Annotated in this window: 23 protein-coding genes; 9 read left to right on the top strand and 14 right to left on the bottom strand. The window is 74.2% G+C overall.

What is annotated here, in order from left to right:
* Position 1: 1 nt before the first annotated feature.
* From C7456_RS11915 to C7456_RS11875, 9 genes are all read right to left on the bottom strand, one after another.
* Positions 2-949 carry a type II secretion system F family protein gene (locus C7456_RS11915; RefSeq protein WP_109723979.1) on the bottom strand — a complete coding sequence of 316 codons (948 nt, stop codon included), beginning with the start codon at positions 947-949 and terminating at the stop codon, positions 2-4.
* Between the two features lie 28 nt (positions 950-977).
* Complete coding sequence (locus C7456_RS11910; protein ID WP_109723978.1) at positions 978-1,913, bottom strand: type II secretion system F family protein; 936 nt, start codon at positions 1,911-1,913, stop codon at positions 978-980.
* Entirely contained in the window at positions 1,910-3,259 is a 1,350-nt protein-coding gene (locus C7456_RS11905) for a TadA family conjugal transfer-associated ATPase (RefSeq protein WP_109723977.1), read from the bottom strand. Before C7456_RS11905 ends, C7456_RS11910 begins: the two co-directional genes overlap by 4 nt.
* On the bottom strand, positions 3,244-4,515 hold the full coding sequence (locus C7456_RS11900) for a CpaE/TadZ family protein (protein ID WP_109723976.1): 1,272 nt from the start codon (positions 4,513-4,515) through the stop codon (positions 3,244-3,246). The genes C7456_RS11905 and C7456_RS11900 overlap by 16 nt, the downstream gene beginning before the upstream one ends.
* An 11-nt stretch (positions 4,516-4,526) precedes the next feature.
* Positions 4,527-5,861, bottom strand: coding sequence for a type II and III secretion system protein family protein (locus tag C7456_RS11895; protein WP_109723975.1), 1,335 nt, complete (start codon positions 5,859-5,861; stop codon positions 4,527-4,529).
* Positions 5,862-5,878: 17 nt separating this feature from the next.
* Positions 5,879-6,883: a Flp pilus assembly protein CpaB gene (gene cpaB / locus C7456_RS11890; RefSeq protein WP_109723974.1), complete on the bottom strand. Its 1,005-nt coding sequence runs from the start codon at positions 6,881-6,883 to the stop codon at positions 5,879-5,881.
* Between the two features lie 13 nt (positions 6,884-6,896).
* Entirely contained in the window at positions 6,897-7,370 is a 474-nt protein-coding gene (locus tag C7456_RS11885) for a TadE/TadG family type IV pilus assembly protein (protein WP_245889851.1), read from the bottom strand.
* A gap of 38 nt (positions 7,371-7,408) precedes the next feature.
* A complete protein-coding gene (locus C7456_RS11880; protein ID WP_211306318.1) occupies positions 7,409-7,951 on the bottom strand; it encodes an A24 family peptidase in 543 nt (180 codons plus the stop codon).
* 124 nt (positions 7,952-8,075) lie between these two features.
* Positions 8,076-8,258, bottom strand: coding sequence for a Flp family type IVb pilin (locus C7456_RS11875; protein WP_109723972.1), 183 nt, complete (start codon positions 8,256-8,258; stop codon positions 8,076-8,078).
* 642 nt (positions 8,259-8,900) lie between these two features.
* Between C7456_RS11875 and C7456_RS11870 the strand changes: the two genes are divergently transcribed.
* The 4 genes from C7456_RS11870 to C7456_RS11855 all read left to right on the top strand — a co-directional run bounded on the left by C7456_RS11870 (position 8,901) and on the right by C7456_RS11855 (position 16,580).
* Positions 8,901-9,842, top strand: coding sequence for an AraC family transcriptional regulator (locus tag C7456_RS11870; RefSeq protein WP_245889850.1), 942 nt, complete (start codon positions 8,901-8,903; stop codon positions 9,840-9,842).
* A 400-nt stretch (positions 9,843-10,242) separates the two neighbouring features.
* Entirely contained in the window at positions 10,243-15,060 is a 4,818-nt protein-coding gene (locus tag C7456_RS11865) for a YadA-like family protein (protein ID WP_109723970.1), read from the top strand.
* Positions 15,061-15,092: 32 nt separating this feature from the next.
* On the top strand, positions 15,093-15,923 hold the full coding sequence (locus C7456_RS11860) for an OmpA family protein (RefSeq protein ID WP_109723969.1): 831 nt from the start codon (positions 15,093-15,095) through the stop codon (positions 15,921-15,923).
* Between the two features lie 282 nt (positions 15,924-16,205).
* Positions 16,206-16,580, top strand: a complete 375-nt coding sequence (locus C7456_RS11855) for a YciI family protein (RefSeq protein WP_109723968.1) — start codon at positions 16,206-16,208, stop codon at positions 16,578-16,580.
* A gap of 51 nt (positions 16,581-16,631) precedes the next feature.
* Here the strand turns inward: C7456_RS11855 and C7456_RS11850 are convergent, their stop codons facing one another.
* Entirely contained in the window at positions 16,632-17,417 is a 786-nt protein-coding gene (locus C7456_RS11850) for an META and DUF4377 domain-containing protein (protein ID WP_109723967.1), read from the bottom strand.
* Positions 17,418-17,701: 284 nt separating this feature from the next.
* Here C7456_RS11850 and C7456_RS11845 point away from each other — a divergent pair, with 284 nt between their 5' ends.
* Both C7456_RS11845 and C7456_RS11840 read left to right on the top strand, forming a co-directional pair.
* Positions 17,702-18,481, top strand: a complete 780-nt coding sequence (locus tag C7456_RS11845) for an N-acetylmuramoyl-L-alanine amidase (RefSeq protein WP_109723966.1) — start codon at positions 17,702-17,704, stop codon at positions 18,479-18,481.
* A 28-nt stretch (positions 18,482-18,509) separates the two neighbouring features.
* Positions 18,510-19,229: an HAD family hydrolase gene (locus C7456_RS11840; RefSeq protein WP_109723965.1), complete on the top strand. Its 720-nt coding sequence runs from the start codon at positions 18,510-18,512 to the stop codon at positions 19,227-19,229.
* A 7-nt stretch (positions 19,230-19,236) separates the two neighbouring features.
* Here the strand turns inward: C7456_RS11840 and C7456_RS11835 are convergent, their stop codons facing one another.
* A complete protein-coding gene (locus C7456_RS11835; protein ID WP_170120215.1) occupies positions 19,237-20,148 on the bottom strand; it encodes a sulfotransferase family protein in 912 nt (303 codons plus the stop codon).
* Positions 20,149-20,279: 131 nt separating this feature from the next.
* Here C7456_RS11835 and C7456_RS11830 point away from each other — a divergent pair, with 131 nt between their 5' ends.
* Both C7456_RS11830 and C7456_RS11825 read left to right on the top strand, forming a co-directional pair.
* Positions 20,280-20,714: a PIN domain-containing protein gene (locus tag C7456_RS11830; protein ID WP_109723963.1), complete on the top strand. Its 435-nt coding sequence runs from the start codon at positions 20,280-20,282 to the stop codon at positions 20,712-20,714.
* A 46-nt stretch (positions 20,715-20,760) separates the two neighbouring features.
* Positions 20,761-20,958: a CPXCG motif-containing cysteine-rich protein gene (locus C7456_RS11825; protein ID WP_109723962.1), complete on the top strand. Its 198-nt coding sequence runs from the start codon at positions 20,761-20,763 to the stop codon at positions 20,956-20,958.
* Positions 20,959-21,156: 198 nt separating this feature from the next.
* Here the strand turns inward: C7456_RS11825 and C7456_RS11820 are convergent, their stop codons facing one another.
* Positions 21,157-21,792 carry a nicotinamidase gene (locus tag C7456_RS11820; RefSeq protein ID WP_109723961.1) on the bottom strand — a complete coding sequence of 212 codons (636 nt, stop codon included), beginning with the start codon at positions 21,790-21,792 and terminating at the stop codon, positions 21,157-21,159.
* Between the two features lie 89 nt (positions 21,793-21,881).
* On the opposite strand from C7456_RS11820, the gene C7456_RS11815 reads away from it, so the two are divergent.
* The gene (locus tag C7456_RS11815; protein WP_109723960.1) at positions 21,882-22,253 is read left to right on the top strand and encodes a hypothetical protein; all 372 of its coding nucleotides are present in this window, start codon (positions 21,882-21,884) and stop codon (positions 22,251-22,253) included.
* A 16-nt stretch (positions 22,254-22,269) separates the two neighbouring features.
* On the opposite strand, the gene cls is transcribed toward C7456_RS11815, so the two are convergent.
* Both cls and C7456_RS11805 read right to left on the bottom strand, forming a co-directional pair.
* Positions 22,270-23,682 carry a cardiolipin synthase gene (cls, locus tag C7456_RS11810; protein WP_109723959.1) on the bottom strand — a complete coding sequence of 471 codons (1,413 nt, stop codon included), beginning with the start codon at positions 23,680-23,682 and terminating at the stop codon, positions 22,270-22,272.
* Positions 23,683-24,039: 357 nt separating this feature from the next.
* The gene (locus C7456_RS11805) at positions 24,040-25,413 is read right to left on the bottom strand and encodes an FAD/NAD(P)-binding protein (protein WP_109723958.1); all 1,374 of its coding nucleotides are present in this window, start codon (positions 25,411-25,413) and stop codon (positions 24,040-24,042) included.
* Between the last annotated feature and the right edge of the window lie 6 nt (positions 25,414-25,419).

The raw sequence follows: 25,419 nt of genomic DNA, 5'->3' as shown, positions 1-25,419 counted from the left end.
GTCAATGTCCTCCCAGCCGGGTCACGGTGCCGGCCAGCGAGATCACGGCGGGACCGGCCAGCACCAGCATCAATGCCGGCAGCAGGGTGAGCATCATCACCACGGTCATCTTCACCGAGAGCTTGCCGGTCTTTTCCTTGAGGTTGAGCTTGCGCTGCTCGCGCAGCCGCTCGGCGAACTGGCGCAGCGGCTCCTGCACCGCGCCGCCGTGCTCGTGCACCTGCACGACCAGCTGCACCAGGCTGCGCAGGTCCTCGTTGCCGAACGACTCGGCCAGCCGCCGCAGCGACTGCGCGCGCTGGCGCCCGCGCATGTAGACCGCGTTGGCGTCGCGGATCTCGCCGCCCAGCACGGGCAAGACCGCCTCGAAGCGCTCGGCGATCATCTGCAGGCTCTGGTCCATGCTGAAGCCGACCCCCTGCAGCAGGCGCAGCAGGTCGACCAGCAGCGGCAGCTCGTCCTCGGCGCGGCGACGCAGGCGGTCGGCCCAGGCGTCCAGCGCCAGCTTGGGCAGCAGCACGCCGGCGGCCAGCGCGGCCAGCAGCACCGCCAGCGCGCGCACCCCGCCGGCCGGCAGCCACGGCAGCGCCAGCAGCGGGAACAGCAGCGCCAGCGCCAGGCGCAGGCCGAGGAAGATCGCGCGGCCGGCGGGCGTGTTGCGGTGGGTGCGTTCCAGCAGCAGGCGGTCCTCGGCGGCGAGCAGGGCACCGCCCAGGCGGCCGCGCTCGAAGCGGTGGCCGAGCGCCTCCAGGCCGTCCAGCACGCGCTGCCACGGCGTGCGCGTCGCCTGCGCGGCGACGGGCTCGGCGATCGGCTGGCGCTGCAGCGCGCGCTCGATCACCCGCGCCTGCCGTTCGCCGCGACGGCGCCACGCCAGGTCCAGCGCCAGCAGCCCCAGCCCCAGCGCCAGCAGCACCCACGCCGCGACGGACAGCGCATGGGCGCTCATCGCAGCGCTCCGCGGCGTGGCGCGCGGCTCACAGCGACCTCGCCAGGCGGTAGAGCAGGAACACTCCCAGCACCTCCAGCCCCAGCGCCGCCAGCAGCAGCTTGTGCCCCAGCGGCTGGGTGAACATGGGCAGGAAGAAGGCGGGGTTGAGCAGGCTCATCAGGATCGTCACCAGTACCGGCAGCAGGCCCAGCACCCAGGCGGACAGGCGCGTCTCGGAGGTGATCGCATGCAGCTCCTGGCGCGCGTGCGCCAGGTCACGCATGAAGTCGCTCATGCGCTGCAGGATCTGGTCGGCGCGGCCGCCGATGCGCATGCCGGTGCCGAGCACCACGTGCAGCAGTTCCAGTTCCTGCAGGCGGTACGGGCGCGCGGCGAGCTGCAGGGCGCGGTCCAGGTCCAGCCCGGCGCGCGCCGACTGCAGCGTGCGGTCGAGCACGGCGCGCAGCGGCGGCCGGGTACCGGCGGCGATGCTCTGGAAGGCCATCGGCAGGCTGTTGCCGATCGAGGACAGGCGCACCATGCCGTCGAGGAAGTCGGGCAGCTGGCGCAGCAGCTGCTGCCGCTGCCGCTCGATGCGCCGGCGCAGCCACAGCCACAGCAATGCGGCATAGGCGCCCAGCATCAGCGGCGCCGCCCATGCGCTGCCCAGGCGCCACCCGCCCAGCAGCGCGGCGGCCGCGCCGGGCAGCGCCAGCGCCGCCGTGGTGCGCCAGCCGGTGGGCAGGCCGGCGCGCAGGTACAGCGCGTCCGGGTGCAGCCGCTCCTGCGGCCAGGCCGGCGCCGCGCGCGGGCGCGCCTGCGCCTGCGCCGCGGGCGGCGACGGCGCGGTGACCGCGAGGGTCTCCTCCAGGCGGTGCAGCGCGCGCCGCTCCTGCTGCCGCGCCGCGCTGCCCCACCACAGCTCGACGGCACCGGCCAGCGCGAGCAGCACCAGGCTGAGCAGGGCCAGCGCCTGGGTCACGGCAGCGCGCTCCCGGCCTCGCGCAGGAACTGGCGGAACGGCTCCAGCTTGTGCGTGTGCGGGTGGAAGCCCAGCCCCGGCCAGCGGTCGCGCTCCCTGCCGTCGACGTCCACGTAGGCCTCGTGCCGGTACATCTCCTGCGTGGTGATGATGTTGTCGCCCACCCCGGTGACCTCGGTGATCGAGGCGATCACGCGCCGTCCGTTGCCCAGGCGCGCGATCTGCACGATGAAGTCGATCGCGCTGGCGATCTGCCGGCGCAGGCTGCTCTCGCTGCCCTGGAAGCCGGCGAAGCCGGCCAGCATCTCCAGCCGGTACAGCGCATCGCGCGGCGAGTTGGCGTGGATGGTGGACATCGAGCCGTCGTGGCCGGTGTTCATCGCCTGCAGCATCTCCAGCACCTCGGCGCCGCGCACCTCGCCGACCACGATGCGGTCGGGGCGCATGCGCAGGCTGTTGCGCACCAGGTCGCGGATGCTCACCGAGCCTTCGCCGTCGAAGCCGCCCAGGCGGCTCTCCAGGCGCACCACGTGGGGGTGGTTGAGCGAGAGCTCGGCGGTGTCCTCGATGGTGATGACGCGCTCGTTGTGCGGGATGAAGCAGGCCAGCGCGTTGAGCAGCGAGGTCTTGCCCGAGCTGGTGCCGCCCGAGATCATGATGTTGCAGCGGCCGAGCACCGCCGCCTTCAGCAGCGCGTGGATGGCGCGGTCGAAGGTGCCCCGGGCCAGCAGCTCGTCCGGGGTGAACGGGTCCTTGCGGAACTTGCGGATCGACACGCTCGGCCCGGTCACCGACAGCGGCTCGATGATCGCGTTGAGCCGCCCGCCGTTGGGCAGGCGCGCGTCCACCATCGGGCTGGATTCGTCCAGCCGCCGGCCCAGCGGCGCCAGGATGCGCCGCACGATGCGCAGCAGGTGGTGGTTGTCGCAGAAGCGCACGGTGGCGCGCTCCAGCACGCCGCCGCAGGAGACGTACACGTCCTGGTAGCCGTTGATCAGGATGTCCTCGACCTCCGGGTCGAGCAGCAGGTCGTCCAGCGGGCCGAAGCCGGTCAGCTCCTTGACCAGTGCGCTGGACACCAGGCGCATCTCGGCCTCGTTGATCGGGATGCGCCATTCCTGCACGAAGCTGGCGGTCTCCGCGTCCACGTACTTGACCACGGTGTCCTGCGCCCAGGAGGCGATGTCCAGGCGCTGGTCCTCGATGCGGTTGAGCAGGAACTCGTGTGCCGCCGTGAACACGTCCTGGAACTGCTGGGTCTGCTCGAAGGGCATGCCGGAGGGACGCGGCGCGTCGTCGACGCGGCGTAGCACGGGCGTGCCGGTGGGGTTCATGGCGTCTTCCATCGGTGTTCTCCGATGCGCATCAGGAGCTGTTTCCAGCGGGACGCGGCGTTGGCGGCGGGCGGCTCGTTGCGCAGTCGCGCCAGCAGCGGTTGCAGCGCCAGCACGTAGGGGTCGCGCGGCGCATGCTGGTGCAGCAGCTGGCCCTGGTTGGCGCTGGCGCGCAGCGCCCGCGCGCGCTCGGGCAGCTTCGCCAGCAGCGGCAGCGAGAAGCGCTGGGCGAGCTGGCCGGCGTCCACGCCGCAGGCGGCATCGTGGTGGCTGACCACCAGGGCCAGCCGCGGATCGCGCGCATGCAGCGATTCGAGTTCGCGCAGGCAGGCGTCCAGCGCCACCACCGAGGCGACGTTCTGGTCGGTGACCAGCCAGATCTCGTTGGCGGCGCGCAGCAGGTCCGGCGGCAGCTGCCGGCAGGGCGTGCCGCCGGCGTCGCACAGCAGCAGCCCGAAGATGTCGCGCAGGCAGTCGATCAGCACCGGCGTCTCCGGCGCGTCCGCGGGTGCCGCGGTGCCCGGCGCCTGCGCCAGCACCGCCAGGCGGCTCTCGTAGTGCGGCAGCGCGGTGCGGACCAGGGTGGCGTCCAGGCGCGCGGCGTTGCGCAGCGCGTCGGCGTAGTGGAAGTCGCCGGCGGTGCCCAGGTACAGCGCCGCGTCGCCGGCCGGGTAGCCCAGGTCCAGCAGCAGCGTGCGCGCCTCATCGAGCGCCGGCGCGGGCGACGGCGGCAGCGATGCCAGCGCGCCCAGATGGGCGGCCAGCGTGCTCGTGCCCACGCCGGGCCGTGCGCCGAGCAGCAGCACCAGCTGGCCGCGCGGCCGCGCCGCGCGCACCGTCGCCGCGCCCGCCGGCCGCTGCAGCACGCGTCGCAGCAGCCGGCCGATCTCCTCGTCCGACGCGTCCAGGTCGATGAAGTCGTGCACGCCCGCACGCAGTGCGGCCAGCACGCATTCGGCGCGGTCGGCGCGGGTGGAGCCCACGCCCAGCAGCGGCGCGCCGGGCGCCATCGCGATCAGCCGCGGGGCCAGCTCGCTGGACAGCGGCGCGGCGTCGGCGGCGTAGTCGAGCAGCACCACGTGGCCGGCCTCCGGCTTGCGCGCCCAGGGCCGCGGATCGAAGGCGCGGCTGTCCTTCCAGTGCACCTTGGCCAGTTCGCGCAGCCGCACGGCCAGCGACTGGGCGCGCCGCTCGTCCGGCGAGTAGAACCACAGGTCCACGCCGAGTTCCCGCTTGCCGATGGAAACGATGGAAGCCGTCGCGCGCATGCCATGCGTCCTCAGCGCGAGAAGCCGGGCAACTGGTCCGCGCTGGCCGGATCGACCAGCCAGGCCCCCCAGACCGGCTCGTGCTGCCGGGTCTCGCGCTGCCCCGGCAGCGGCAGCGTGGTGCCGCGGGCGATCGGCCGCACCAGGTGCGGCGTCACCATGATCACCAGCTCCTTGTCCTGGCGACTGTAGCGCAGGTCGCGGAAGAACGCGCCCAGCACCGGGATGTCGCCCAGCAGCGGGATCTTGTCCACCTGCGAGCTGATCGACTGGCTGACCAGGCCGCCGATCACGAAGGTCTCGCCGTCGCCCAGCTCCACCGTGGTGTCGGCGCGGCGCGTGCTGATCGCCGGCACGGACACGCCGTTGAAGGACAGCGCGTTGGCGTAGTCCAGGTCGCTGGCTTCCGGCGCCACCTTCAGCGCGATACGGTCGGGCGCCAGCACGGTGGGCGTCACGGTGAGGCCCACGCCGAAGGGCTTGTACACGATCGCGGTGGTGCCCAGCCCCTGCGGCTCGGGCAGCGGCAGCTCACCGCCGGCGAGGAAGCTGGCGCTCTGGCCCGACAGCGCCACCAGCGTGGGCTCGGCCAGCACGCGGGCCATGCCGTTGCTCTTGAGCAGGTCGAGGTCGGCGTTCCAGGCGTGGTGGCCGTCGCCGCTGGCGTGGCCGAGCACGAGGCTGAAGGCGGAGGAAAGCACGCTGGTCGAACCGTCGTCGCCACTGCCCTGGTTCATCGGGCTGCCGAAGCCCCAGCTGAAGCCGTTGTTGCGGGCCTGGAAGTTGATGCCGAGCTGGTTCATCACGTTCTTGTCCAGCTCGACCACCTTCACGTCCACCTGCACCACGCCACCGGCGGCGACCGTGCTGGCGTCGGCGACGGTGCCCTTGTCGCCCACCGCGCTCTGCGCCGCGGCGAGCGCGCGCTGGTGGTCGAGCAGGGTGGCCGGCTGGCCGGCGAGCACCGCCTGGCCGTCCTGCACGGCCACCGTGGCGCCGCTGTCCTGCTCCAGCGCGTCCTGCGCGGCGCCGCGCACGCGCACGGCCAGGCGCTGCGGCAGCTCCTGGCCGCGGTGCCACAGCAGCAGCACGGTCTGGCCCGGCTGCCGGCCCACCAGCAGGGCCTGGCGGCGCCGGCCCTTGAGCATCACCAGGTCGGCCACCGCCGGATCGGCGATGGCCACGCGCTCCAGGTCCGCGGGCAGCGACCACGGCCGCTGCTCGTGCGCCTGCAGCACCAGCTCGGCGTCGGCGGTGCGCGGCGCGCCCGCCGCGCTTGCCGCGAGCAGCCAGGCGCCGGCCAGTAAGGCGCATCGGCGGAGGGCGTGCCTTGCGGTGAAGGGCATGAAGGGGCTCCGTCGCTTCATGGGGAGGGCGGGCGCGCGGAATACGCGTCGCCGCGCGCGGTACCGCGGATGATTTCCAGGCCGGCCGTGCCGGCGCCCTTGCGCGGGCGCGCCGCGGGCTGCGGCACGCCCGCCGCGCCGGCCAGGCCGGCGCCGTCGATGCCGGCGAAGGCGCGGTTCTCCGGCAGGGCGAGCCGGGCGCGCTGCGCCGGATCGAGCCCGGCCAGCGGCGCCAGCGCGGCGCGCGGCGCCGGAAACAGCGCATCGTCGGGACGGCCGGGGTCGGCGGGATGGCGCAGGGCGAGCGCGAGGCGGCCGTTCTGCGCGCCGAGCAGCAGCTTGCCCACCTCCGCCACCGGCACCGCCAGCACCGCGGTGTGCGGCGGCGGGTTGTCGGTGCGCGCGAGCGCGACGGACTTGCCGTCGGCGGCGGGCGCGGCGCTGGTGGCCGCGGCGGGCAGGTCCTGGTCGCCGTAGGCGAGCACGCGCAGCCGCGACAGCAGCAGGCGCGCCTGGTCGTCCGTGGCCGTCCCGCGCGGGCTGCCCGGCGGCGCGGCCTTGAGGCTGAGGAAGACGTCAACGTAATCGCCCGGCGCGATGCGGTTGCCGGCGCCGGCCAGTTCGTCCACCGCCACCGCGAGCGCGCGCTCGCCGGGCCGCAGCCGGACCGCCACGCCGTGCGCCAGCAGCTCGGGCGTGATGGCCGTGCCCGCGGGGATGTCCACCCGCGGCAGGCTGCCGGCCACCACATCCACGCTGGCGAAGCTGCCGGCGGGCGCCTGCGCGAGGCGGACCAGGCGCAGCGCGCCGGCCGCGATGGGCTGGCCCGCCGGCAGCGCGACGGCGGCCGCCACCACCGCCGGCCGCGTGTCGCCCGAGGACGGCGCGCGTGCGGCGGGTGCGGCCGCGGCGGTCGTCGCCTCGCGCGCGCCGTCGCGCTTGCCGAGGTTGAGCGCCACCAGGGCGAGCACCACCGCGACGACGACCAGCAGCAGGGCGGCGATGCGGGCGAGCTTGTGCATCTGCGGTCTCCGGTCAGTCGGTCTGCGGGTCGAGCTGCACGGTGGCGCTGCTGGCGATCGCAGAACCCAGCAGCCAGCCGTAGGCCGCGCCGGTGCCGGGCAGCAGCGGATGCGCGTCGTAGTCGTAGGACGCCACCACGGTCAGGCATTGCGCAGCGGGAACGCTCGGACAGGACGCGGCGGTGGAGACGGCGACCGGCGCGTAGCTCGTGCCGGGCGTGGCCGGCGCGTCGCAGCCGGCGGTCTCGCCGGAGAAGTCGAGCAGCCACTGCATCGAGCGCTGCGCCGCCGCGCAGGCATAGCCGCGGCGCTGCTCCGCCGTGCCGTAGCGCAGCGCGGCGCGCGCGCCCTCGGCGGCGGCCAGCGTCAGCGACTGCTTGGCGGCGAAGATCAGCACGCCGGAAAAGGTGAGCAGCAGCAGCGGCAGCATGCCGAAGAGGAACACCAGCGCGAACTCGATGGCGGCGACGCCGCGCTGGCGGCGCATGGCTGGCAACGATGCAACGCGCGGCTGCATGGCCTGCCTCATGGCAGGCCTCCTTGCGCCAGGCCGGGCACGAACACCACCAGCAGCGCGCCCACCGCCAGGTACGCGGCGTAGGGCAGGCCGGGCTGCGCCCGCCGCCGCGCCGCCGGCGAGGCGGCGGCCGCCGGGGGCGCGAGCCAGGCCTGCACCCGCGTCCGGCCCGGCAGCGCCAGCATGCACCAGCGCCGTGCCAGCAGCACGGCGAGGGCATGCACGCCACCCAGCAGGCTGCCGACGATGCCGACCGGCAGCAGCGCCGGCGCGCCGAGCAGGAAACCCAGCGTGGCGAAGAACTTCACGTCGCCCGCGCCCATCCAGCCGATCAGGTGGAAGGGCAGCAGGACGGCCAGGCCCGCCAGCAGGCCCAGCAACTGCGGCCACGGCGCGGCCGCCCGACCTGCCGCCCAGTCGAGGAAGGCGAGGCAGCCCCCCACCGCCAGCGCGGCCAGCAGCCAGCGGTTGGGTACGCGCCGGGCATGCAGGTCGCTCGCGGCGACCAGCACGCTCAGGACGGCGGCGAGGGCAGGCAACGGCGCAGGCACGGACGGATCTCCGCTGGAGGGCAAGCCGCATCGGCGGCTCCCGATCGGGCTCGCATGTCCTTCGTTTGCGCGCGACAGACCTGCCTGCGGCCTTGGCAGACGGCCGCGCGCGGAGCGCGACTGCCTAGGCGCCCACCGCTGTTTTCACCTTGTTGAAAAGGGCGGTCAGGATCTGGCCGAAGGTGCCGCTTGCGTCCGTACCGATGACAGCGACCAGCACCACCGCGACCAGCGCCGCGAGAATGCCGTACTCCATGGCGGTGATGCCGTCTTCCTCAGCCAGAAATTTGCGAATGGACTGATTCATGTCTCCTTCCTCCACCTTTTCTGCCGATAGGCCGGATGCCTGGAGGACACCCGGAATCCGTGGTGCCGGGCCGCGGGCGCCGGGTCTCGGCTCTGTCGCGTGCCGGGCATGAAATCGCCCTCCGCGCGTCAGCCGGGGCGCGCAGAGAAACACCATGGAAAAAGGTCGTGCCGGAGAAAGCCGCAGCGGGCGCGCCGCATCGTCCGGCGACGCGCCGAAGCCGGCCCGCCGCCGTGTGCGGCGGTGGATGCACCCGCGATCGCATGCTGCGTCGTCCATGCTGCCCCCTGTGGCTTGAACTCATCGGAATCCGGCCGATGGGGCGGAGTTTCCACGGCGCCACCTTGGGCCGTTACACAAATTCGGCAGAATCGACGGACTTTTCCGTGAAGGTATCTTCACGGCCTGCTTCACGTTTTCACGACTAACTTTCTCCAGCGGCTTGCCGAAAACGTGCATTTGGCTGGCGAGGCGCTTGGGTCTAATGGATCGAAGCGGCAGTAGCAGGGAATCTTCACTGCTTGGAACGGCGGTGCGGGCTGGTCGTATGAGGGGGCTCGACGTGCGATGGCGTTCGAGATCAATGGAAGGCTTCGGTCGAGCGACCTGATCTCCCTTGGCGGGGCGCTCAGGGTCTGCGAAATGGAGATCGTGCTGGTCGGCGCGAGGAAGCCCAGTGCCGCCGTCGATTCCTACGTGCTCAACGAGGCCGTCCTCTGCAGCGCGGAAGTGGATTTCCCGTTCCGCGGACGCTTCGTGCTGCCGCCCGACTGGTGCCTGCTGGGCTACATCCACCACACCGAGGAAGGCAGCTGGTGCCACGGCACGCCGCTGCAGCCCGGCATGGCCTTCACCGTGCTGCCGGAAGGCATCAGCGAATTCCTGCTGCGTGCCGGCAGCGTGGTCAGCGTCATGCTGGTGCCGCTGGACCGCCTGCAAAGGAAGTACGCCCAGCTGCAGCCGCTGCAGGCGGAGCTGCCGGCGCGACTGCTCTCGCTGTTCAGCCTCTGCGCCACGCGGCAGGCGCAGGAATTGCGCTCGCGCTACGAGCGCATCCGCGAGGACCTCGGCGCCGCCCATGGCGTGGCGGACCGCCCCGCGCCGGCCATGGTGGACGTCGACGCGCTGCTCGAAAGCCATCTCGCGGCCGGCCTGGGCGCGCCCGCGGAGGACCGGCCGCAGTGCTCGCGCGGCCGCCGCGCGCACTACCTGATCGTGCAGCGCGCCGAGCAGTTCATGCGCGCCAACATGCGCCACGACATCTACCTCACCGAGATGTGCAACGCCGCCGGAGTGAGCGAGCGGGCGCTGCGCTACGCCTTCGACGACCTGCTGGGCATCTCGCCCAACCGCTACCTGTCGATGCTGCGGTTGTGCACTGCCTGCCGCAGCCTGTCGCTGTCCGACGCCAGCCGCCGCTCGGTGAAGTCGGTGGCGCTGAGCTGCGGGCTGTGGGACCTCTCGCGCTTCGCGGACCACTACCGCCGGGTGTTCGGCGAATCGCCGCGCGACACGCTGATGCGGGCGCCGCCGATCGAGCCGGCGGAGCCGCCGCCGCTGGCCCGCGTCTCCGAGCGCGGCTGAGCCCGTTTTCGCAGGGCGTGCCGGCGCCCCGGCCGGGTCCGCCCGCGTCCGGAACCGCCGCCGGGGGAGCGGTCTGCCGCCACGATCGCGCCGCAAACCTTCGCAGCCGCAGACGGCCGCCGCAGCGGTTCTCCGGATCGCCGGCAGGTTGCCAGGGGGGCCTCCCACCGATGCCGCCTGGGCAACCTTGCCGCATTTGCGCATGCACTTGCCGTATTCGCTCCATGGCGTGCCGGATACGCGCATGGCCTTGCCGGTTCGGTTCATCGCGGCCGTTTCGCGCCGCATCTAATGGCCCCCACTGCACCTCCCGGCGTGCCGGACATGCGCCGCGGAGCTTCTCGAACGATGAGCCGGATACGTCCGCCGTCGCTTGGCCGGACGGGCTCGAGGGGGTCTCATGAACCGTATCTATCGTCTGGTGTGGAGCAAGTCCCGCAACGCCCTGGTGGTCGCTTCCGAGCTTTCGTCCTCGGCGGCGCGGCCCGGCGCATCGCCCTCGAGCCGGCGCGGCCGGCCGGCGCGCGCGGCATGGCTGGGCCTGCTGGCTGCCGGCGGCTTCGCCTTTGCCCTCGCGGCGCAGGCGCAGTCCACGGGCGACCGCAAGCTCGACGAGCTGCAGACGCTGATGGCGCGCTACGACGGCACCGCGCCGTCCACGGCCCAGGCCGCGCCAGCGGCCGCCACGGGCGGCCTGGTCCGGGTGGTGGATGGCGTGACCGGCGCGGTCGCCACCACGGTGACCCGGGTGCAGGGCGGCGTCGCGAAGGTGCTGCCCCTGCCTGGCGGCGTCGCCGGCACCGGGCCGGTGCTCGACGTCGTGCGTACCGTGCCGCACCAGGTGGTCGGCCAGGTCGGGCCGACCGTGCACACCGCGGTGAGGGACGTGCGGCAAGTGGTGTCCGGACTCGCGGGTGTTGTCGGCGGCACGGGCGCCATCGTCGGCGCGGCGACGCACGCCGTGGACGCGTCCGTTTCGAAGGTCGGCGACGCGGCGCAGGCGCTGCCGCTGCCGGGCGGCGCGGGTCAGGTCGTGGGCGCGGTGGCCACGGTGCCGGAGAAGGTCGTGGGCGGCGCGGCGCCGGTGGCGCAAGGCGTCGCCTCCGGCGTCGGGCAGCTCGTTTCGGGGCTGGTGCAGGGCGCCACCTCGGGCGGGCTCGCGGGTACCGCGGGCCAGGCGGCGCATGGCGTGGCGTCCACGCTGCCCGAGGTCCGGGCGGATGCGGCGGTCGCGACGCCGCTGGCGCAGGCCGGCGCGGGCGCGAAGCTGCAGGATGGACGGCTGGACGTCCATCTGGCCGTGCAGCCGCGGCATCCGTCCGCCGCTGCCGCGCAGGGCGGCGAGGGCCTGCAGGCGGCCGCCGGCGTGGCGGTGGCCGCGCCGACCCCAGCGGGCACCAGCCGCGTCGCCGGCGCGGTGGACGTCGCGGCCGACCGCGAGCACGGCCTGGCCGCCGGCGCCTCCGCGGTCGCGTCGTTGCCGCCGGTCGCCGGGGTCGCGCTCGATGCCGGCGTGAAAGCGGCCGCCCGGGACGACGCGGACGACGATGCGACCGGCGCCCTCGCGGTGGACGCCGAGGTCGCCGCCGACCGCCGCCGCCGCCATGACGGCGACGACGCGCCGCAGGCCGACGCGGTGGCCGACAACGACACCACCGCCGGCAGCCCGGCGAGCCCGCTGCCGCTGGTCGGCGGCAGCCTGTCCTCGCTGGGCGGCGTGGTCGGCGGCACGGTCTCCGGCGTGACGGGCGCGCTCGGCGGGCTGGTTGGCGCAGCGACGCCCGCGGCCGTGCCGCCGGTGCCGCCGCCCTCGGCGCAGCCCACCGGCCTGATCGTCGGCAACGGCGGCGTGGTGGGCACCGTCACGCAGCTGCTGGGCACCACCGAGAACAGCCTGTTCAGCAATTCCAGCGGCTATGTCAGCAACGGCAGCCTGCGCGTCAACAATGCCAACTTCACGCAGGGCTACTCCACCGTAAGCGTACTTGGCATACCGGCGCTGAACCTCACGCCGGTGGGCACCGTGCTCACCACCACGGATGGCACCGTGCTCGGCGGCACCGGCACCAATTCGCACCTTACCCTGATCGGCGGCGTCACCTCCGACAACTACATCACCAACATCAACAACGGCGCCGCCGGCGGCCTGCTGGGTGTGGTGCTGCCGAACAGCGCGCCGGCCTGGGCCTCCACCTGCCTCAACGTGCTGGGCGTGGTCACCGAGTCCTGCTGGGCGGTCAACGCCGCCCAGGACTACCAGGTGCTGGTGGGCGACGGCGCCTCGGCCAACGGCTCCAAGGAAGTGGTGATCGGCACCAACGCGAGCCACACGCTGCCCGCGGTGGACGCCGGCACCGCGTTCCCCGGTGACGGTGCCAATGACCAAAACAACCCCAGCGGCGTGCCCACCGCCGACTACGAGGCGCGGCTGGGCCACTCGGTGGTGATCGGCGACGACGCCTCGGGCACCGCCAACGCGCAGACCATCGTGGGCGCCGAGGCCACCGCCAGCGTGGCCAACAGCGTGGCGCTGGGCTACAAGTCCTCGGCCAGCCGCGGCGCGCAGACGAACTACGCGGCCTACGGCCTGGCCACGCCGCAGAATTCGGCGGGCGAGGTGTCGATCGGCGCGGCGGGCCAGGAGCGGCAGATCACCCACGTGGCCCCCGGCAGCGACCTGACCGACGCGGTCAACGTGGCGCAGTTGCAGGGCGTGGCCGGCATGGCCGGCAACGCCGTGCAGTACGACGACGCGGCGCACAGCGCGGTGACGCTGGGCGGCGCGGGCGCGACCGCGCCGGTGGCGCTGCACAACGTCGCGCCGGGCGCGCTGGCGGCCGACAGCACCGATGCGGTGAACGGCGCGCAGCTGTTCGCCACCAACCAGCAGGTGACCAACAACAACACGACCATCAACAACCTGCAGGCCAACGCCCTGCTGTGGAACGCGACGCTGGGGACCTACGACGCCAGCCACGGCGGCTCGCCGCAGCGCATCGCCAATGTGGCCGACGGCACCGCGCCGAACGACGCGGTGAACCGCAGCCAGCTCGATACGGTCGCCGGCACCGCGCTCAACGCGGTGCAGTACGACGACCCCGCGCATTCGAGCGTGACGCTGGGCGGCGCGGGCGCGACCGCGCCGGTGGCGGTGCACAACGTGGCGCCGGGCGCGCTGGCGGCCGACAGCACCGATGCGGTGAACGGCGCGCAGCTGTTCGCCACCAACCAGCAGGTGACCAACAACAGCACGACCATCACCAACCTGCAGGCCAACGCCCTGCTGTGGAACGCGACGCTGGGGACCTACGACGCCAGCCACGGCGGTGCGCCGCAGCGTATCGCCAACGTGGCCGACGGCACCGCGCCGAACGACGCGGTGAACCGCAGCCAGCTCGACACCGTCGCCGGCACCGCGCTCAACGCGGTGCAGTACGACGACCCCGCGCATGACAGCGTGACGCTGGGCGGCGCGGGCGCGACCGCGCCGGTGGCGCTGCACAACGTGGCGGCCGGCGTACTGTCGGCCACCAGCGCCGACGCGGTGAACGGCGCGCAGCTGTTCGCCACCAACGCGACCCTGGCGCAGTACCTGGGCGGCACCACCAGCTTCGATCCGGTCACCAACACCTGGACGGCGCCGACCTTCAGCATCACCTCGGTGGCTTCCGACGGCAGCACCAGCACCAGCGACTACCACAGCGTCAGCGACGCCTTCGGCGCGGTGAACGGTTCGGTGACCAACCTCAACAGCCGCATCGACAACATCGACAACGGCGGCGGCATCAAGTACTTCCACGCCAATTCCGCGCTGGCCGACGCCAGCGCCACCGGCAGCGACAGCGTGGCGGCCGGCCCGCAGGCCGTGGCCGCCGGCGCCGGCAGCGTGGCGGTGGGCAACGGCGCCAGCGCCGCGGCGGACGGTTCGCTGGCGCTGGGCGCGGGCGCCGCGGCCGACGCGGCCAACAGCGTCGCGCTGGGCGCCGGCGCGACGGCCAGCCGCGGCGCGCAGGCGGCCTATGCGGCCTACGGCCTGGCCGCGCCGCAGGATTCGGCGGGCGAGGTCAACGTGGGCGGCCGCCAGGTCACCGGCGTGGCCGCGGGCAGCGAGGACGACGATGCGGTGAACGTCGCCCAGCTGAAGGCGGTGGACGAGCACGTCAGCAGCACCGACCGGCTGGCGGTGAAGTACGACGCCGACGAGGCGGGCAACGCCACCGACCGCATCACCCTGGTCGGCAGCGGCGGCGGCGCGCCGGTGGCGATCGGCAACCTCGCCGCGGGCCTGGAGGCGGCCGGCAGCACCGAGGCGGTGAACGGCGCGCAGCTGTGGCACTGGACCCAGGACGCCGGCAACGCCTACAGCAACTACAGCCTGTACCAGCAGATCGCCAACCTCGGCAACGGCGGCGGCGACGGCGGTTCGAAGTACCTGAGCGTGAATTCCACGCTGGGCGCCGCCAATGCCACCGGCACGGACAGCGTGGCGGTCGGCCCGGTGGCCAGCGCCAGCGGCAACGGCAGCGTGGCGCTGGGCAACGGCGCGGACGCCAGCGCCGACAACGCGGTGGCGATCGGCGCCGGCTCGGTGGCCGACCGCGCCGACAGCGTGTCGGTGGGCAGCGCGGGCCACGAGCGGCAGATCACCAACGTGGCCGCGGGCAGCGCCGACACCGATGCGGTCAACGTGAGCCAGCTCAAGTCCACGGTCGATGCCTCGCAGAAGGGCGCGATCCGCTACGACACCAAGGCCGACGGCAGCACCGACTACACCAGCGTGACCCTGGGCGGCGGCAACGGCGGCGGGCTGCGTCCCGAGGCGGTGACCACCACCACCATCCACAACGTGACCGCCGGCACCGCGGACACCGATGCGGTGAACGTGGGCCAGCTGCACGCGGGCATGCAGGACGCGGTGAACTGGGCCAACGCCTACACCGACCAGCGGCTGGGCGACCTCAACAACCGCATCGACCACATCGGCCACCGCGCCGACGCCGGGGTGGCGGCGGCGATGGCGATGGCGGGCCTGCCGCAGGCCTACGAGCCGGGCCGCAGCATGGCGGCGGTGGCCGCCGGCACCTTCCGCGGCGAGTCGAGCCTGGCGATCGGCATCTCGACCGTCTCCGAGGGCGGCCGCTGGGTCTACAAGCTCACCGGCTCGACCGACTCGCGCGGCGACACCGGCGTGTCGATCGGCGCAGGGATGCAGTGGTAACGGCCATGGACGACCAGCGAGGGGGAGCGATCATGGGAATACGCACGGCATGCAGGAACGCCGGGCTGCTGCTGGCCGGCACGGCGCTGGCCGCGGCCGCCGGCTGCAGCGGCAACCGCCGGGCCGACGCCGGCGCGGGCGCGGTGGAGTTTCCGGACCCCGCGCGCGCGACGATGCCGGAAGGCAGCTTCGTGAACGTGGAGAACCTGCGCAAGCTCGCGCCGGGCCTGACCAAGCCGCAGCTGTATGCGCTGCTGGGCGCGCCGCACTTCAACGAGGGCGTGTTCGGCGTGCGCCGCTGGAACTACGTGTTCGACTTCCGCAAGGCGGACGGCAGCGGCGACTTCATCCGCTGCCAGTTCCAGGTCGCGTTCGGCAAGGACCACACCGCCGCGGCCTACTACTGGAAGCCGGAGGCGTGCAAGGCGCTGCTGGAGCCGCCGGCGCCGGCCGCGGCGGCGCCTCCGCCGCCGGCGCCGCTGCCGGCCGAGCCGATCCGCCTGTCCTCCGACGCCCTGTTCGCGTTCGACAGCGCCGCGCTGACCGGGCAGGGCCGCCGCCGGCTGGACGACCTGCTGCAGCGGCTGCGCGCGGCCAGCCAGGTCGAGGACATCCGGGTGGTCGGCTATACCGACCGCATCGGCCGCGACGCCTACAACCTGGTCCTGTCGAGGCGGCGCGCGGAGGCGGTGCGCGACTATCTGGCGGCCAACGGCGTGCCGGCGGCGTCGATCCAGGTGGAGGGCCGCGGCGAGGCCGACCCGGTGGTGCAGTGCCACGACGCGGCGCGCGCCGCGCTGATCGCCTGCCTGGCGCCCAACCGGCGGGTGGAATTGTCGGGCGTGGCGCACGCCCGGCCGTAAAAAGCGGATTCGAGCCCGCCGCGATCGGCACCGTGGGCGGCACATGGACGCCCTGCCGTAATGCGTTGCGCTCCAACCCCCTGTGGCCGGCGCTCCCACGGTGCCGATCGCGGCGGGCTCGATGATGATGGTGCGGGAAGCGCGGCCGCGCGGCGCCACTGCCGCGCGGCCGCGGCCGTGGCGACGAGCGGCGGCCGGCGCGGGTTGCATCGGGTGGCGTGGCGGGGGATGCTTGGGCGCCGCGCATCCCCCCGGCTCCAAGCCACGACCCGCCGAGGCGCCATGAAATTCCTCCTGATGATCTATAGCGACGACGCCCTGCTGGACGCGCTGCCGGCGGGCGAGTTCGACGCGCGCATGCGCGACTGCATCGCCCACGCCGACGAGCTGCGCGCCGAGGGCCGGCTGCTGGACAGCCAGCAGCTGCACGAGCCGGCCGCGGCCAGGACGGTGCGGGTGCGCGACGGGCGCACGCTGGTGGTGGACGGCCCCTTCGCCGAGACCAAGGAATACCTCGCCGGCTTCAACCTGATCGAGGCCGACAGCATGGAGGAGGCGCTGCGCATGGCGGCGGAATTCCCCTGGACGCGCACCGGCAGCATCGAGGTGCGGCCGGTGCGCGACTTCGAGGCGGTGCGGCGGCGCGTGGGGGCCTAGCGGGCCGGCGGCGGCAAGCGGTCATCGCGGTGGCATCGGACCTTCAGGCCCTCAACGCCGCACCTGTTCCGACTCCACCACCATGTCGAGCACGTAGGCGACCGCCGGCGCGTCGGCGGCCGGGTGCGCGACGGCGTAGCGCTTCACCCGCAGCACGTTGCGCACGCCCGGCTCGTGCGTGTAGCCCTCGATGTCCTGGTACAGCGGCTGCCACGGCCCGGGCGCGCCGGTGGCCAGGCCCTGCGCGTCGTAGTGCCGCTCGCGCGCCATCAGGCACTGCTTGCCGGGCACCAGCGGGTGCGGGCAGGGCTGCGTGTCGGCGGCGATCTCCAGGAACAGCGTCTGGCCGGGGCCGCCGTAGCGCGTCTCCGGCGTGGGCACGCCGGCGAAGTCCAGGGTGTCGCCGCCGGCGGTGACGAGGAACAGGTGCGGCGTGCCGGCGGCGTTCTCCAGGCGGACCGCCGGGGTGCCGGCGAGCGTGCGCGAGATCTCGTGGTCCAGCGCGTTCAGCGAGGCGTTCATGCAGGCCATCATGGTGTGCATCAGCGCGTCGACGTGCAGGTGGCCGTTCTCCAGCCGGTAGCTGCCGCCGATCGCGTTGCATGCGTTGCTCACGTGCACGTGGCCGTTGGCGAAGTCCAGCTGCAGCGGCTTGTCCGGCCGCGCGAACAGCGCCTCGATGCGCTTGCCGTCCTGGCCCGTCGCCTGGTCGAGCCGCCAGTGGTAGCGCGGCAGCTGCGCGTCGACGGCGGCGGCGGACGGATCGTCGGCGCGGGCCGAGGGGGCCGAGGCGCACGCGGCCAGCAGCAGGGGCAACAGCAGCGAAGCGGCTTTCATGGCCTCGTCTCCGTGGATGTCCGGCAGGGATGCTAGCGGCTTTCGCCGGCGGCGGAGGTGAAGGCGGAGGAAACGGCGGCGAAAAAGGCCGCGCCGGGGGACGGCGCGGCAAGGGGTTCGAACCGACCACTGCCAGTGCGTCGGGGCTTGTGCGGAGGGAACCGTGCAAGCGCGGCCATCCTCGCGTGCGGCCATCTCATCCGCTGCGACGCTCCGGCCTGCCTTGACGGCACGGCGGCGGCGCGGCAGTTTCGCCGGACCGCCCGCTTCCAGGACCGCGCCCCATGCCCGTCCCCGCTGCCGTCTCCCCGCGCTGGCGGCGCTGCCGCCGGATCGCGCCGCTGCTGCTGGTGTCGCTGCTGGCCGCCTGCGCGCACGCGCCGGCGCGCAACCCGCTGGCCACCTGGGTGCCCTCGCCCAACTACGACGCGCGGCGGCCGGTGCTGATCGTGCTGCACTTCACCGACCAGCACTCGGTGCAGGAGAGCCTGGACACGCTGCGCACCGCCAACAGCGGCGGCCCGGTGAGCGCGCACTACCTGATCGGCGCCGACGGCCGCATCTACCAGCTGGTCGCCGACGCCGACCGCGCCTGGCAGGCCGGGCCGGGGCGCTGGGGCACGATCACCGACCTCAACTCCGCCTCGATCGGCATCGAGCTGGACAACGACGGCCACTCGCCGTTCGCCGTGGCGCAGATCGACGGCCTGCTGCGCCTGCTGGCCGACCTCACCGCGCGGCTGCGCATCCCGCCCACGCAGGTGATCGGCCACGAGGACCTCGCGCCGGGGCGCAAGGACGATCCGGGCCCGCTGTTCCCGTGGGCGCGGCTGGCGGCGGCCGGCTACGGTCTGTGGCCGCGCGACGCCTCGATCGACCCGCCGCCGGGCTTCGACCCGTGGATGGCGCTGGCGCTGGTCGGCTACGCGCTGGACGACCGCGCCGCCGCGGTGCGCTCCTTCCACCACCACTTCCGCGGCATGGACGGCGACGCGCTCGACGCCCAAGACCTGCGCGTGCTCTACGCGCTGGCGCGCCAGATCGAGGGAACTGCGGGACAATAGCGGTCCTGTTTCCGCGCGGACGGCTTCCATGCTGCAACTGATCGGCTTCGACGGCGACGACACGCTCTGGCACAGCGAGGACTACTACCAGGCGGCGAACGCGGCCTTCGCGGCCATCCTCGGCCGCTACGTCGACCTCGGCGACCGCCGCGTGCAGGAGAGCATGCTGGCCACCGAGCGGCGCAACCTCAAGCTGTTCGGCTACGGCGCCAAGGGCATGACGCTGTCGATGGTGGAGACCGCCATCGCGCTCACCGAGGCGCGCATCAGCGCCGCCGACATCCACCGCGTGGTGGAGCTGGGCAAGGACGTGCTGCAGCACCCGGTGGAGCTGCTGCCCGGCATCCGCGAGGCGGTGGCCGAGGTGGCCGAGTACCACGCGGTGGTGCTGATCACCAAGGGCGACCTGTTCCACCAGGAGAAGAAGGTGGCGCAGTCGGGCCTGGCCGAGCTGTTCCGCCGCATCGAGATCGTCTCGGAGAAGGACGAGGCGACCTACCGCCGCCTGTTCGCCGAGTTCGGGCTGCGCCCGGAGCAGTTCGCCATGGTGGGCAACTCGCTGCGCTCGGACATCGAGCCGGTGGTGCGGCTGGGCGGCTGGGGCGTGCACATGCCCTACCACGTGACCTGGGCGCACGAGCTGGAGAACGGCCTGGACGGCAGCGAGGAGCGCGTCGCCACGGTGGCCGTGCCGGCCGAGATTCCCGCCGCGGTGGCGCGGCTGCGCGCGCTGGCGGCGGCGGGCTGAGCGCGGCTCAGGCGGGCTGGACGAGCCGCCGCCGCGGCTCCGGCGCGGCCCTCGCGTCGCGGCCGGCGGCGCAGGCGCGCCGCAGCTCCTGGTAAGGCACCAGCCGCTGCCGCAGCCAGTCCAGCGTCTGCGGGCCGAACAGCCGCTCGGCCTTGCGCTCGGCCCGGCGCGGCCGGCCGTCGGCCGCGGCGCGCTTCCACGGCTCGCTGTCCAGGTCGGCCACGGGCTGGGCGCAGCGGTCGTCGAGCTCGAGCTCCGCGTCCAGGCCGAGGAAGGCGCACAGCCGCCGCCATTCGACGTCGAGATCGGCGATCAGGTCGTCGAGGAACACGAAGTGGTGCTGCGGCCGCCCGGCGCAGTCCAGGTGGATGCGCGCGGCGCGGTTCCAGCGCTGCGCCCAGTGCACGATGCCGCCGCCGAAGGCGTCGTTGCCGTCGTAGCGCAGGTTGGCGTCGGCCACCGAGGCGAGCACGTCCTCGCCGCGGCGGATCACGTGGACGAAGCGCGCCTGCGGCACCAGCCGCTCGATCTCGGGGATGTACAGCAGGTGGTAGGGCGTCTTCTCCACCCACAGCGCGCGGCCCGCGGCGGCGGCCTGGGCGTCCAGCAGCGCGACGAAGCGCCGCGCGCAGCCGTGCGTCCGCCAGGGCAGCGGCCGCGGCCGCGGCGCCTCGGGCAGGCGCGCGCGCAGGGCGTGCATCGCCTTGCGCGCGCGGGAGCGGGCGATGTCGAAGCGGTGGCGCAGGCGCCGCCGCCGCGGCCGCGCGCCGCGGTCGCCCCAGCGCCATGCCAGCTCGCCGTACAGCCAGGCGAAGAAGCCCGTCTCCGGCAGGGCGTACACCAGCGGGTGGCGCGCCAGCAGGGCCTGGACCAGGGTGGTGCCCGAGCGCGGGCAGCCGACGACGAAGATGCGTTGCATGGATTTTTCCCCTGCGGGCCGCGCGCCGGGCGCGCGGTTCCCGGGAGTCAACGCGCCCCGCGACGGCGGGTTGACCCGGCCGCGCCGCGCGCGGCTTGACGGCGCGGGCGGCGGTCGCATCGAATCGGCCGATGCCGTCCCGCCTCGTGCTCGATACCAACGTCTGCCTGGACCTGTTCGTGTTCGCCGACGCGCGCTGCGCCGCGCTGCTGGAGGCGCTGCGCGCCGGCCGGGCGGAAGCGGTGACGCGCGCGGACTGCCGCGACGAGTGGCTGGCCGTGCTGCGCTACCCGCAGCTGGCGCTGGACGAGGCGCGCCGCGCGCGGGCCGCGGCCGCGTTCGACGCCCACGTGCGCTGCCTGCCCGCGGGCGGGCTGCCCGCCTGCGAAGGCGCCGCGCTGCCGCGCTGCGCCGACCCGGACGACCAGAAGTTCCTCGAACTGGCCTGGCAGTCGCGGGCGGCGTGGCTGCTCAGCAAGGACCGCGCGCTGCTCGGGCTGGCGCGGCGCGCGCAGCGCGCGGGCCTGTTCCGCATCGGCATGCCGCAGCAGTGGACGCCATCCTGAGCCGCGCCGTGGCATGCTCGGCGCGTCCGCAGGGCGGAGGCGCGCAATGCAGTTCGAGCTGGTCCCGGTGACGCTGGCCTGTCCCTGCTGCGGCGAGGCGATCGAGGTACTGCTGGACCCCTCCGCGGGCGGGCAGCAGTATGTCGAGGACTGCCAGGTGTGCTGCCGCCCGATCGTGCTGACGGTGACACTGGACGAGGAAGGCTCGCCGCGGGTGGACGCGCGCGGCGAGGACGAGGCCTGAGCGCCTGTTCACGATCTCCAAGCATCTCCCCGTGAAACGTCATCCCAGCGAAAGCCGGGATCCAGCGGCGTTGACCATTCGAGGGAAAGTCACCGGATGACCAGTCCTTCGGCTGTTGAAAAGCGCCTCCTGCTTTCGCAGGAATGACGGAGAGGGAATGGCCGGACCGACGGCAGATCGTGAACGGGCTCTGCGCGCTCAGGCCAGCGCGGCGGCGTCCAGCACGCCGATGCCCGCCGCGGCCATCGCCGCGCGCGCGGGGCCGTCGCCCGCCGGCGTCACCGGGCGGCTGAGGTCCCACAGCATGTGGGCGCGGAAGCCGAGCGCGGCGGCGTCCTGCGCGGTCCACAGCACGCACACGTCGCGCGCCAGGCCGCACACGTACACCTCGCGCACGCCGCGCCCGCGCAGCCAGCCGGCCAGGCCGGTGTCCGGCCGCGCGCCGCCGGGGCCGTGGTTCTCGCGGAAGGCGCTGTAGGAATCCACGCGCGGGTCGCTGCCCTTGCGCAGGATCAGGTCGGCCGGCGCCCAGTCGATCGCCGGGTGCAGCGCCGCGCCCGGCGTGCCCTGCACGCAGTGCGCGGGCCACAGCGTCTGCGGCTGGCCGTACAGCTCGATCGTCTCGAACGGCGCGCGGCCGGGATGCGCGCCGGCGAAGGAGACGTGCCCGCGCGGATGCCAGTCCTGCGTGGCCACCACGTGGCGGAACAGGCGCCGGCGCAGCAGCGCGTCGATGCCCGGCACGATCGCGGCGCCCTCGTGGCAGGCCAGCGCGCCGCCGGGCATGAAGTCCGGCTGCACGTCGACGAGGATCAGGGCGGCGTCTGCGTTCATGGCGGCAACGGGTCGGGTCAACGGCCGCCAGTGTAGCGGCGTTGCCGGCGCGGGCAGGCATAATGCGCGGCTGGCGACGAGGATGGGCGATGCATTACGACCAATCGTGGATGGGCTACGGCTGGGTCGGCGGCGTGCAGGCCGGGCTGATCACCGCGGTGGCCGCGGCCGCGCTCTACCTGCTGTTCCAGTGGCTGTTCCGCCGCCGCCGCGGCCACGCGGCGGCGATCGGCTGGTCGTACCTGCTGTCGCTGGCGCTCACCGCCAGCGGCGACCTGTGGGACATGTTCTATTTCAACTACGCGCGGCTGCAGTCGCTGCAGCTGCTGAAGGCCAAGCTGGCCGAGGTGCACGACCCGGACGGCATCGCCACGCGCGTGCTGTGCGAGCTGCTGGGCGCCGTGGTCGGCGTGTTCGTGGCCTGGCTGCTGGCCGGCCGGCCGCCGCGGGCATCGGCCTGACGGCGCGGCCCGCGCGTCACAGCACCGGCTCGACCAGCCGCGCCAGGTGCATGGCCAGCCGGCGCGCGAACGGCGCGCCGCGGTATTCGGAGACGTCCACCGCGTCGGCGCGCGCGAAGTCGGCGCGCAGCATCGCCTCCACCTCGGCGGCGAAGGCGCGGTCCACCGCCAGCGCGGCGATCTCGAAGTTGAGCCGGAACGAGCGGCTGTCCAGGTTCATGCTGCCGACCGCCGCGCTGTCGTCGTCCACCAGCAGCACCTTCTGGTGCATGAAGCCGGGGCGGTAGCGGTACACGCGCACGCCGGCGCGCACCGCCTCGTGGGCGTGCAGGGCGGAGGCGAGGAACACCATGCGGTGGTCGGGGCGCGCGGGGATCAGCACGCGCACGTCCACGCCGCGCAGCACCGCCAGCCGCAGCGCGGCCATCACCGCCGCATCGGGCACGAAGTAGGGCGTGGCCAGCCACAGCCGCTCGCGCGCGGCGTGGATCGCGTGGACGAAGAACAGCGAGCAGCTTTCCTGCCGGTCGGCCGGGCCGGTGGCGGCGATGAGCACGCTGGCCGCGCCCTCGCCCTCGCGCGGCGGCAGGAACGGCGGCTCCGCGCCGGTGACCCAGCGCCAGTCGCGCGCGAAGCTGCGCTGCAGGTCGGCCACCGCCGGGCCGCGCAGCTCCAGATGGGTGTCGCGCCACGGCGCCAGCGGGGGCTTCAGGCCCAGGTACTCGTCGCCCACGTTGAGCCCGCCCACGAAGCCGCGCCGGCCGTCCACCACCACGATCTTGCGGTGGTTGCGGAAGTTGAGCTGGAAGCGGTTGCGCCAGCGCCGCGTGGCGAACGGGTGGATGCGCACGCCGCCGGCGCGCAGCGCCTCGACGTAGCGGTGCGGCAGCGCGTGGCAACCCACGCCGTCGTACAGCACGCACACCGCCACGCCGGCCGCGGCGCGCTCCAGCAGCGCCTGCTGCATGCGCCGGCCCAGCGCGTCGTCGTGGAAGATGAAGAACTGCACCAGCACGTGGTGCCCGGCGCCGGCGATGGCCTCGAACAGCGCGGCGAAGGTGGCCTCGCCGTCGACCAGCAGGCGCAGCCGGTGGCCGCCGTGGAAGCGGCCGCCGAGCATGCGGGCGATCGCCGCGTAGCGCGCGCAGGCGGGCTGCGGCGGGTGCCGCGCCAGGTAGCCGCCGCGCCCCGGCCAGTCGGCGCGGCCGGCCTGCCGGCTGCGCAGGCGCTGCAGCGGCACGTAGCCGACGAAACGGCTGCTGCCGAGGAACAGGTACGGCGGCAGCGCCAGGTAGGGCAGGAACACCAGCGCCAGCGCCCAGCCGACCGCTCCCTGCGGCGTGCGCACGTGCATCACCGCGTGCATCGCCGCGCACAGGCCGGCGAGGTGCAGCAGCAGCGCGGCCAGGCCGAGCAGGCTGGGGATCATGGCGGGACCCGGGCAGTCGCGACCGGCCTATCTTGCCCGATGCGCCGGCGCGGGTCTGGAGCCTGCCCGCGCGCTCCTCGTGCCCCGGCCGTCTGCGCGCAGGCCGGGGAGCGCGCGGGCACGCGGCGAGGCGGCATGGATGGCGCCGGCCCCCTGGGGAACGGGGAGTGTGCCGGTCCGCGATGGCGTGGCATGGGCGGGCGTGCGGCGAGGGTCAGGGGCATCGCGGCCGGAGGCCGCTCCCACGGGGGCCTGGCAAGCCTTGCGGGAGCGGCCTCCGGCCGCGATCAACCCGACGCGGGGCCGCCGACGGCCGCGATCCCTGGCGCTCCTGCCCGCAAGATTCCGGACAGGCGCTCAGCCGGCCAGCAGGCGCTCGGCGAGGCTGCGCGCCTGCTGGCGGATCTCCGGCATCGCGGTGGATTCCCACAGCGTGCCGCGCAGCAGGCTGCCGATGGCGAACAGCCGCGGCCAGGCCTCGCCGTCGTGGCGCAGGCGGCCGTCCGGCTCGGCCTGCACGCCGAGGCCGAGCGGGTCGGGCAGCGCATGGCCGTTGACCACCAGCTGGCGCAGCAGCGGATGCGCGGTGCGGCGCAGGTCGGTGTCCAGCCCCACGGTCTGCACGACCAGGCCGCCTTCCAGCGTCTGCGCCGGCCGGCCTCGCGCGGGCGCCAGCGTCACCCGCAGGCGGTCCGCGCCGGCGGCGCGCACCGCCTGCACGCGGCCGCGCCGGCGCTCCAGGCGGCCGGCGCGCTCCAGCGCCGTGATCTCCTCGGCGACCTGCGGCGGCATGCGGTGGCGCGCGCGTTCCCAGGCCCAGCGCGCATGACGCAGGAAGCGCGCGCGCTCCTCGGCCGGCAGCTCGGCCCACAGGCCCTGGGTGTGCGGGCGCAGGCTGTCGATCACCGTGCGCCAGTCGGCGCTGGCCGCCGCGGCCTCGCGCAGCAGGCGCAGCCAGCGCCTGAGCTGCGGCGCCTCGCGCAGCGCGTCCACCAGCGCGCCGCCATCGTCCGCCGGCGCGGAGGCGGCGGGCAGGTGCGATTCCGGCAGCCGGCCGTGGCGCGACAGCGCCACGAAATGCGTGGCTGGCCAGCGCGCGGCCAGCTCCAGCAGCACGTCCACCGCGGTCAGCCCGAGGCCGATCACCACCGCCTGCTCCGGCGCCGGCACGGTGGACGGCTGCGCCAGCAGCGCCCACGGATCGGTGACGTAGCGGCCGCCCGCCAGCGCGTCCGCGTCGACGCCGGCCAGCGGTTGCGCCGGCAGCGCGCCGAGCGCGAGCACGGCGGCGTCGGCGCGCGCCTGCTCCTCGCCGCGGACCACCGTGACGCCGTCGGCCTCGGGCACCAGCGCGTCGGCGGCGAACGGCACCACGCGCACGTCGACGCCGCGCGCGCGCGCCAGCGCCAGCGCGCGCGCGACTTCCGACTCGAGGTAGTCGCCGTAGAGCCGGCGCGGCAGGAAGTCGGTGCCGGCGAGGGAAGGATCGAGGCGCCGCGCGTAGTCGAGGAAGCCCTGCGGCTTGCCGGTGAACATGCCCATCGAGGCGGCGCGCACGTTGAGCAGGTGGCGCGGCGAATCGGTGCCGTAGGCCACGCCGCGGCCGGGCCGGCCGCCGCCGGTGTACCAGTCCAGGTGCAGCGCGGCGCCGGGCGGCGCGCGCTCGGCCAGTTCGCTGAGCAGCGCCGCGGCCGCGGCGCCGCCGCCGATGATGGCGACACGTCGGTACATGCAATT

The organism is Fulvimonas soli (assembly GCF_003148905.1).
Taxonomy (GTDB): domain Bacteria; phylum Pseudomonadota; class Gammaproteobacteria; order Xanthomonadales; family Rhodanobacteraceae; genus Fulvimonas; species Fulvimonas soli.
Note: the sequence above shows the minus strand (reverse complement) of the source record. Positions and strands in the feature narration are given on the sequence as shown.

Coding starts and splice junctions, on each gene's coding strand:
- C7456_RS11915 (WP_109723979.1), bottom strand. CDS start 949: ATGAGCGCCCATGCGCTGTCCGTCGCGGCGTGGGTGCTGCTGGCGCTG.
- C7456_RS11905 (WP_109723977.1), bottom strand. CDS start 3,259: ATGGAAGACGCCATGAACCCCACCGGCACGCCCGTGCTACGCCGCGTC.
- C7456_RS11900 (WP_109723976.1), bottom strand. CDS start 4,515: ATGCGCGCGACGGCTTCCATCGTTTCCATCGGCAAGCGGGAACTCGGC.
- C7456_RS11895 (WP_109723975.1), bottom strand. CDS start 5,861: ATGCCCTTCACCGCAAGGCACGCCCTCCGCCGATGCGCCTTACTGGCC.
- cpaB (WP_109723974.1), bottom strand. CDS start 6,883: ATGCACAAGCTCGCCCGCATCGCCGCCCTGCTGCTGGTCGTCGTCGCG.
- C7456_RS11885 (WP_245889851.1), bottom strand. CDS start 7,370: ATGCGCCGCCAGCGCGGCGTCGCCGCCATCGAGTTCGCGCTGGTGTTC.
- C7456_RS11875 (WP_109723972.1), bottom strand. CDS start 8,258: ATGAATCAGTCCATTCGCAAATTTCTGGCTGAGGAAGACGGCATCACC.
- C7456_RS11870 (WP_245889850.1), top strand. CDS start 8,901: ATGGAGATCGTGCTGGTCGGCGCGAGGAAGCCCAGTGCCGCCGTCGAT.
- C7456_RS11865 (WP_109723970.1), top strand. CDS start 10,243: ATGAACCGTATCTATCGTCTGGTGTGGAGCAAGTCCCGCAACGCCCTG.
- C7456_RS11860 (WP_109723969.1), top strand. CDS start 15,093: ATGGGAATACGCACGGCATGCAGGAACGCCGGGCTGCTGCTGGCCGGC.
- C7456_RS11855 (WP_109723968.1), top strand. CDS start 16,206: ATGAAATTCCTCCTGATGATCTATAGCGACGACGCCCTGCTGGACGCG.
- C7456_RS11850 (WP_109723967.1), bottom strand. CDS start 17,417: ATGAAAGCCGCTTCGCTGCTGTTGCCCCTGCTGCTGGCCGCGTGCGCC.
- C7456_RS11845 (WP_109723966.1), top strand. CDS start 17,702: ATGCCCGTCCCCGCTGCCGTCTCCCCGCGCTGGCGGCGCTGCCGCCGG.
- C7456_RS11840 (WP_109723965.1), top strand. CDS start 18,510: ATGCTGCAACTGATCGGCTTCGACGGCGACGACACGCTCTGGCACAGC.
- C7456_RS11835 (WP_170120215.1), bottom strand. CDS start 20,148: ATGCAACGCATCTTCGTCGTCGGCTGCCCGCGCTCGGGCACCACCCTG.
- C7456_RS11830 (WP_109723963.1), top strand. CDS start 20,280: ATGCCGTCCCGCCTCGTGCTCGATACCAACGTCTGCCTGGACCTGTTC.
- C7456_RS11825 (WP_109723962.1), top strand. CDS start 20,761: ATGCAGTTCGAGCTGGTCCCGGTGACGCTGGCCTGTCCCTGCTGCGGC.
- C7456_RS11820 (WP_109723961.1), bottom strand. CDS start 21,792: ATGAACGCAGACGCCGCCCTGATCCTCGTCGACGTGCAGCCGGACTTC.
- C7456_RS11815 (WP_109723960.1), top strand. CDS start 21,882: ATGCATTACGACCAATCGTGGATGGGCTACGGCTGGGTCGGCGGCGTG.
- cls (WP_109723959.1), bottom strand. CDS start 23,682: ATGATCCCCAGCCTGCTCGGCCTGGCCGCGCTGCTGCTGCACCTCGCC.
- C7456_RS11805 (WP_109723958.1), bottom strand. CDS start 25,413: ATGTACCGACGTGTCGCCATCATCGGCGGCGGCGCCGCGGCCGCGGCG.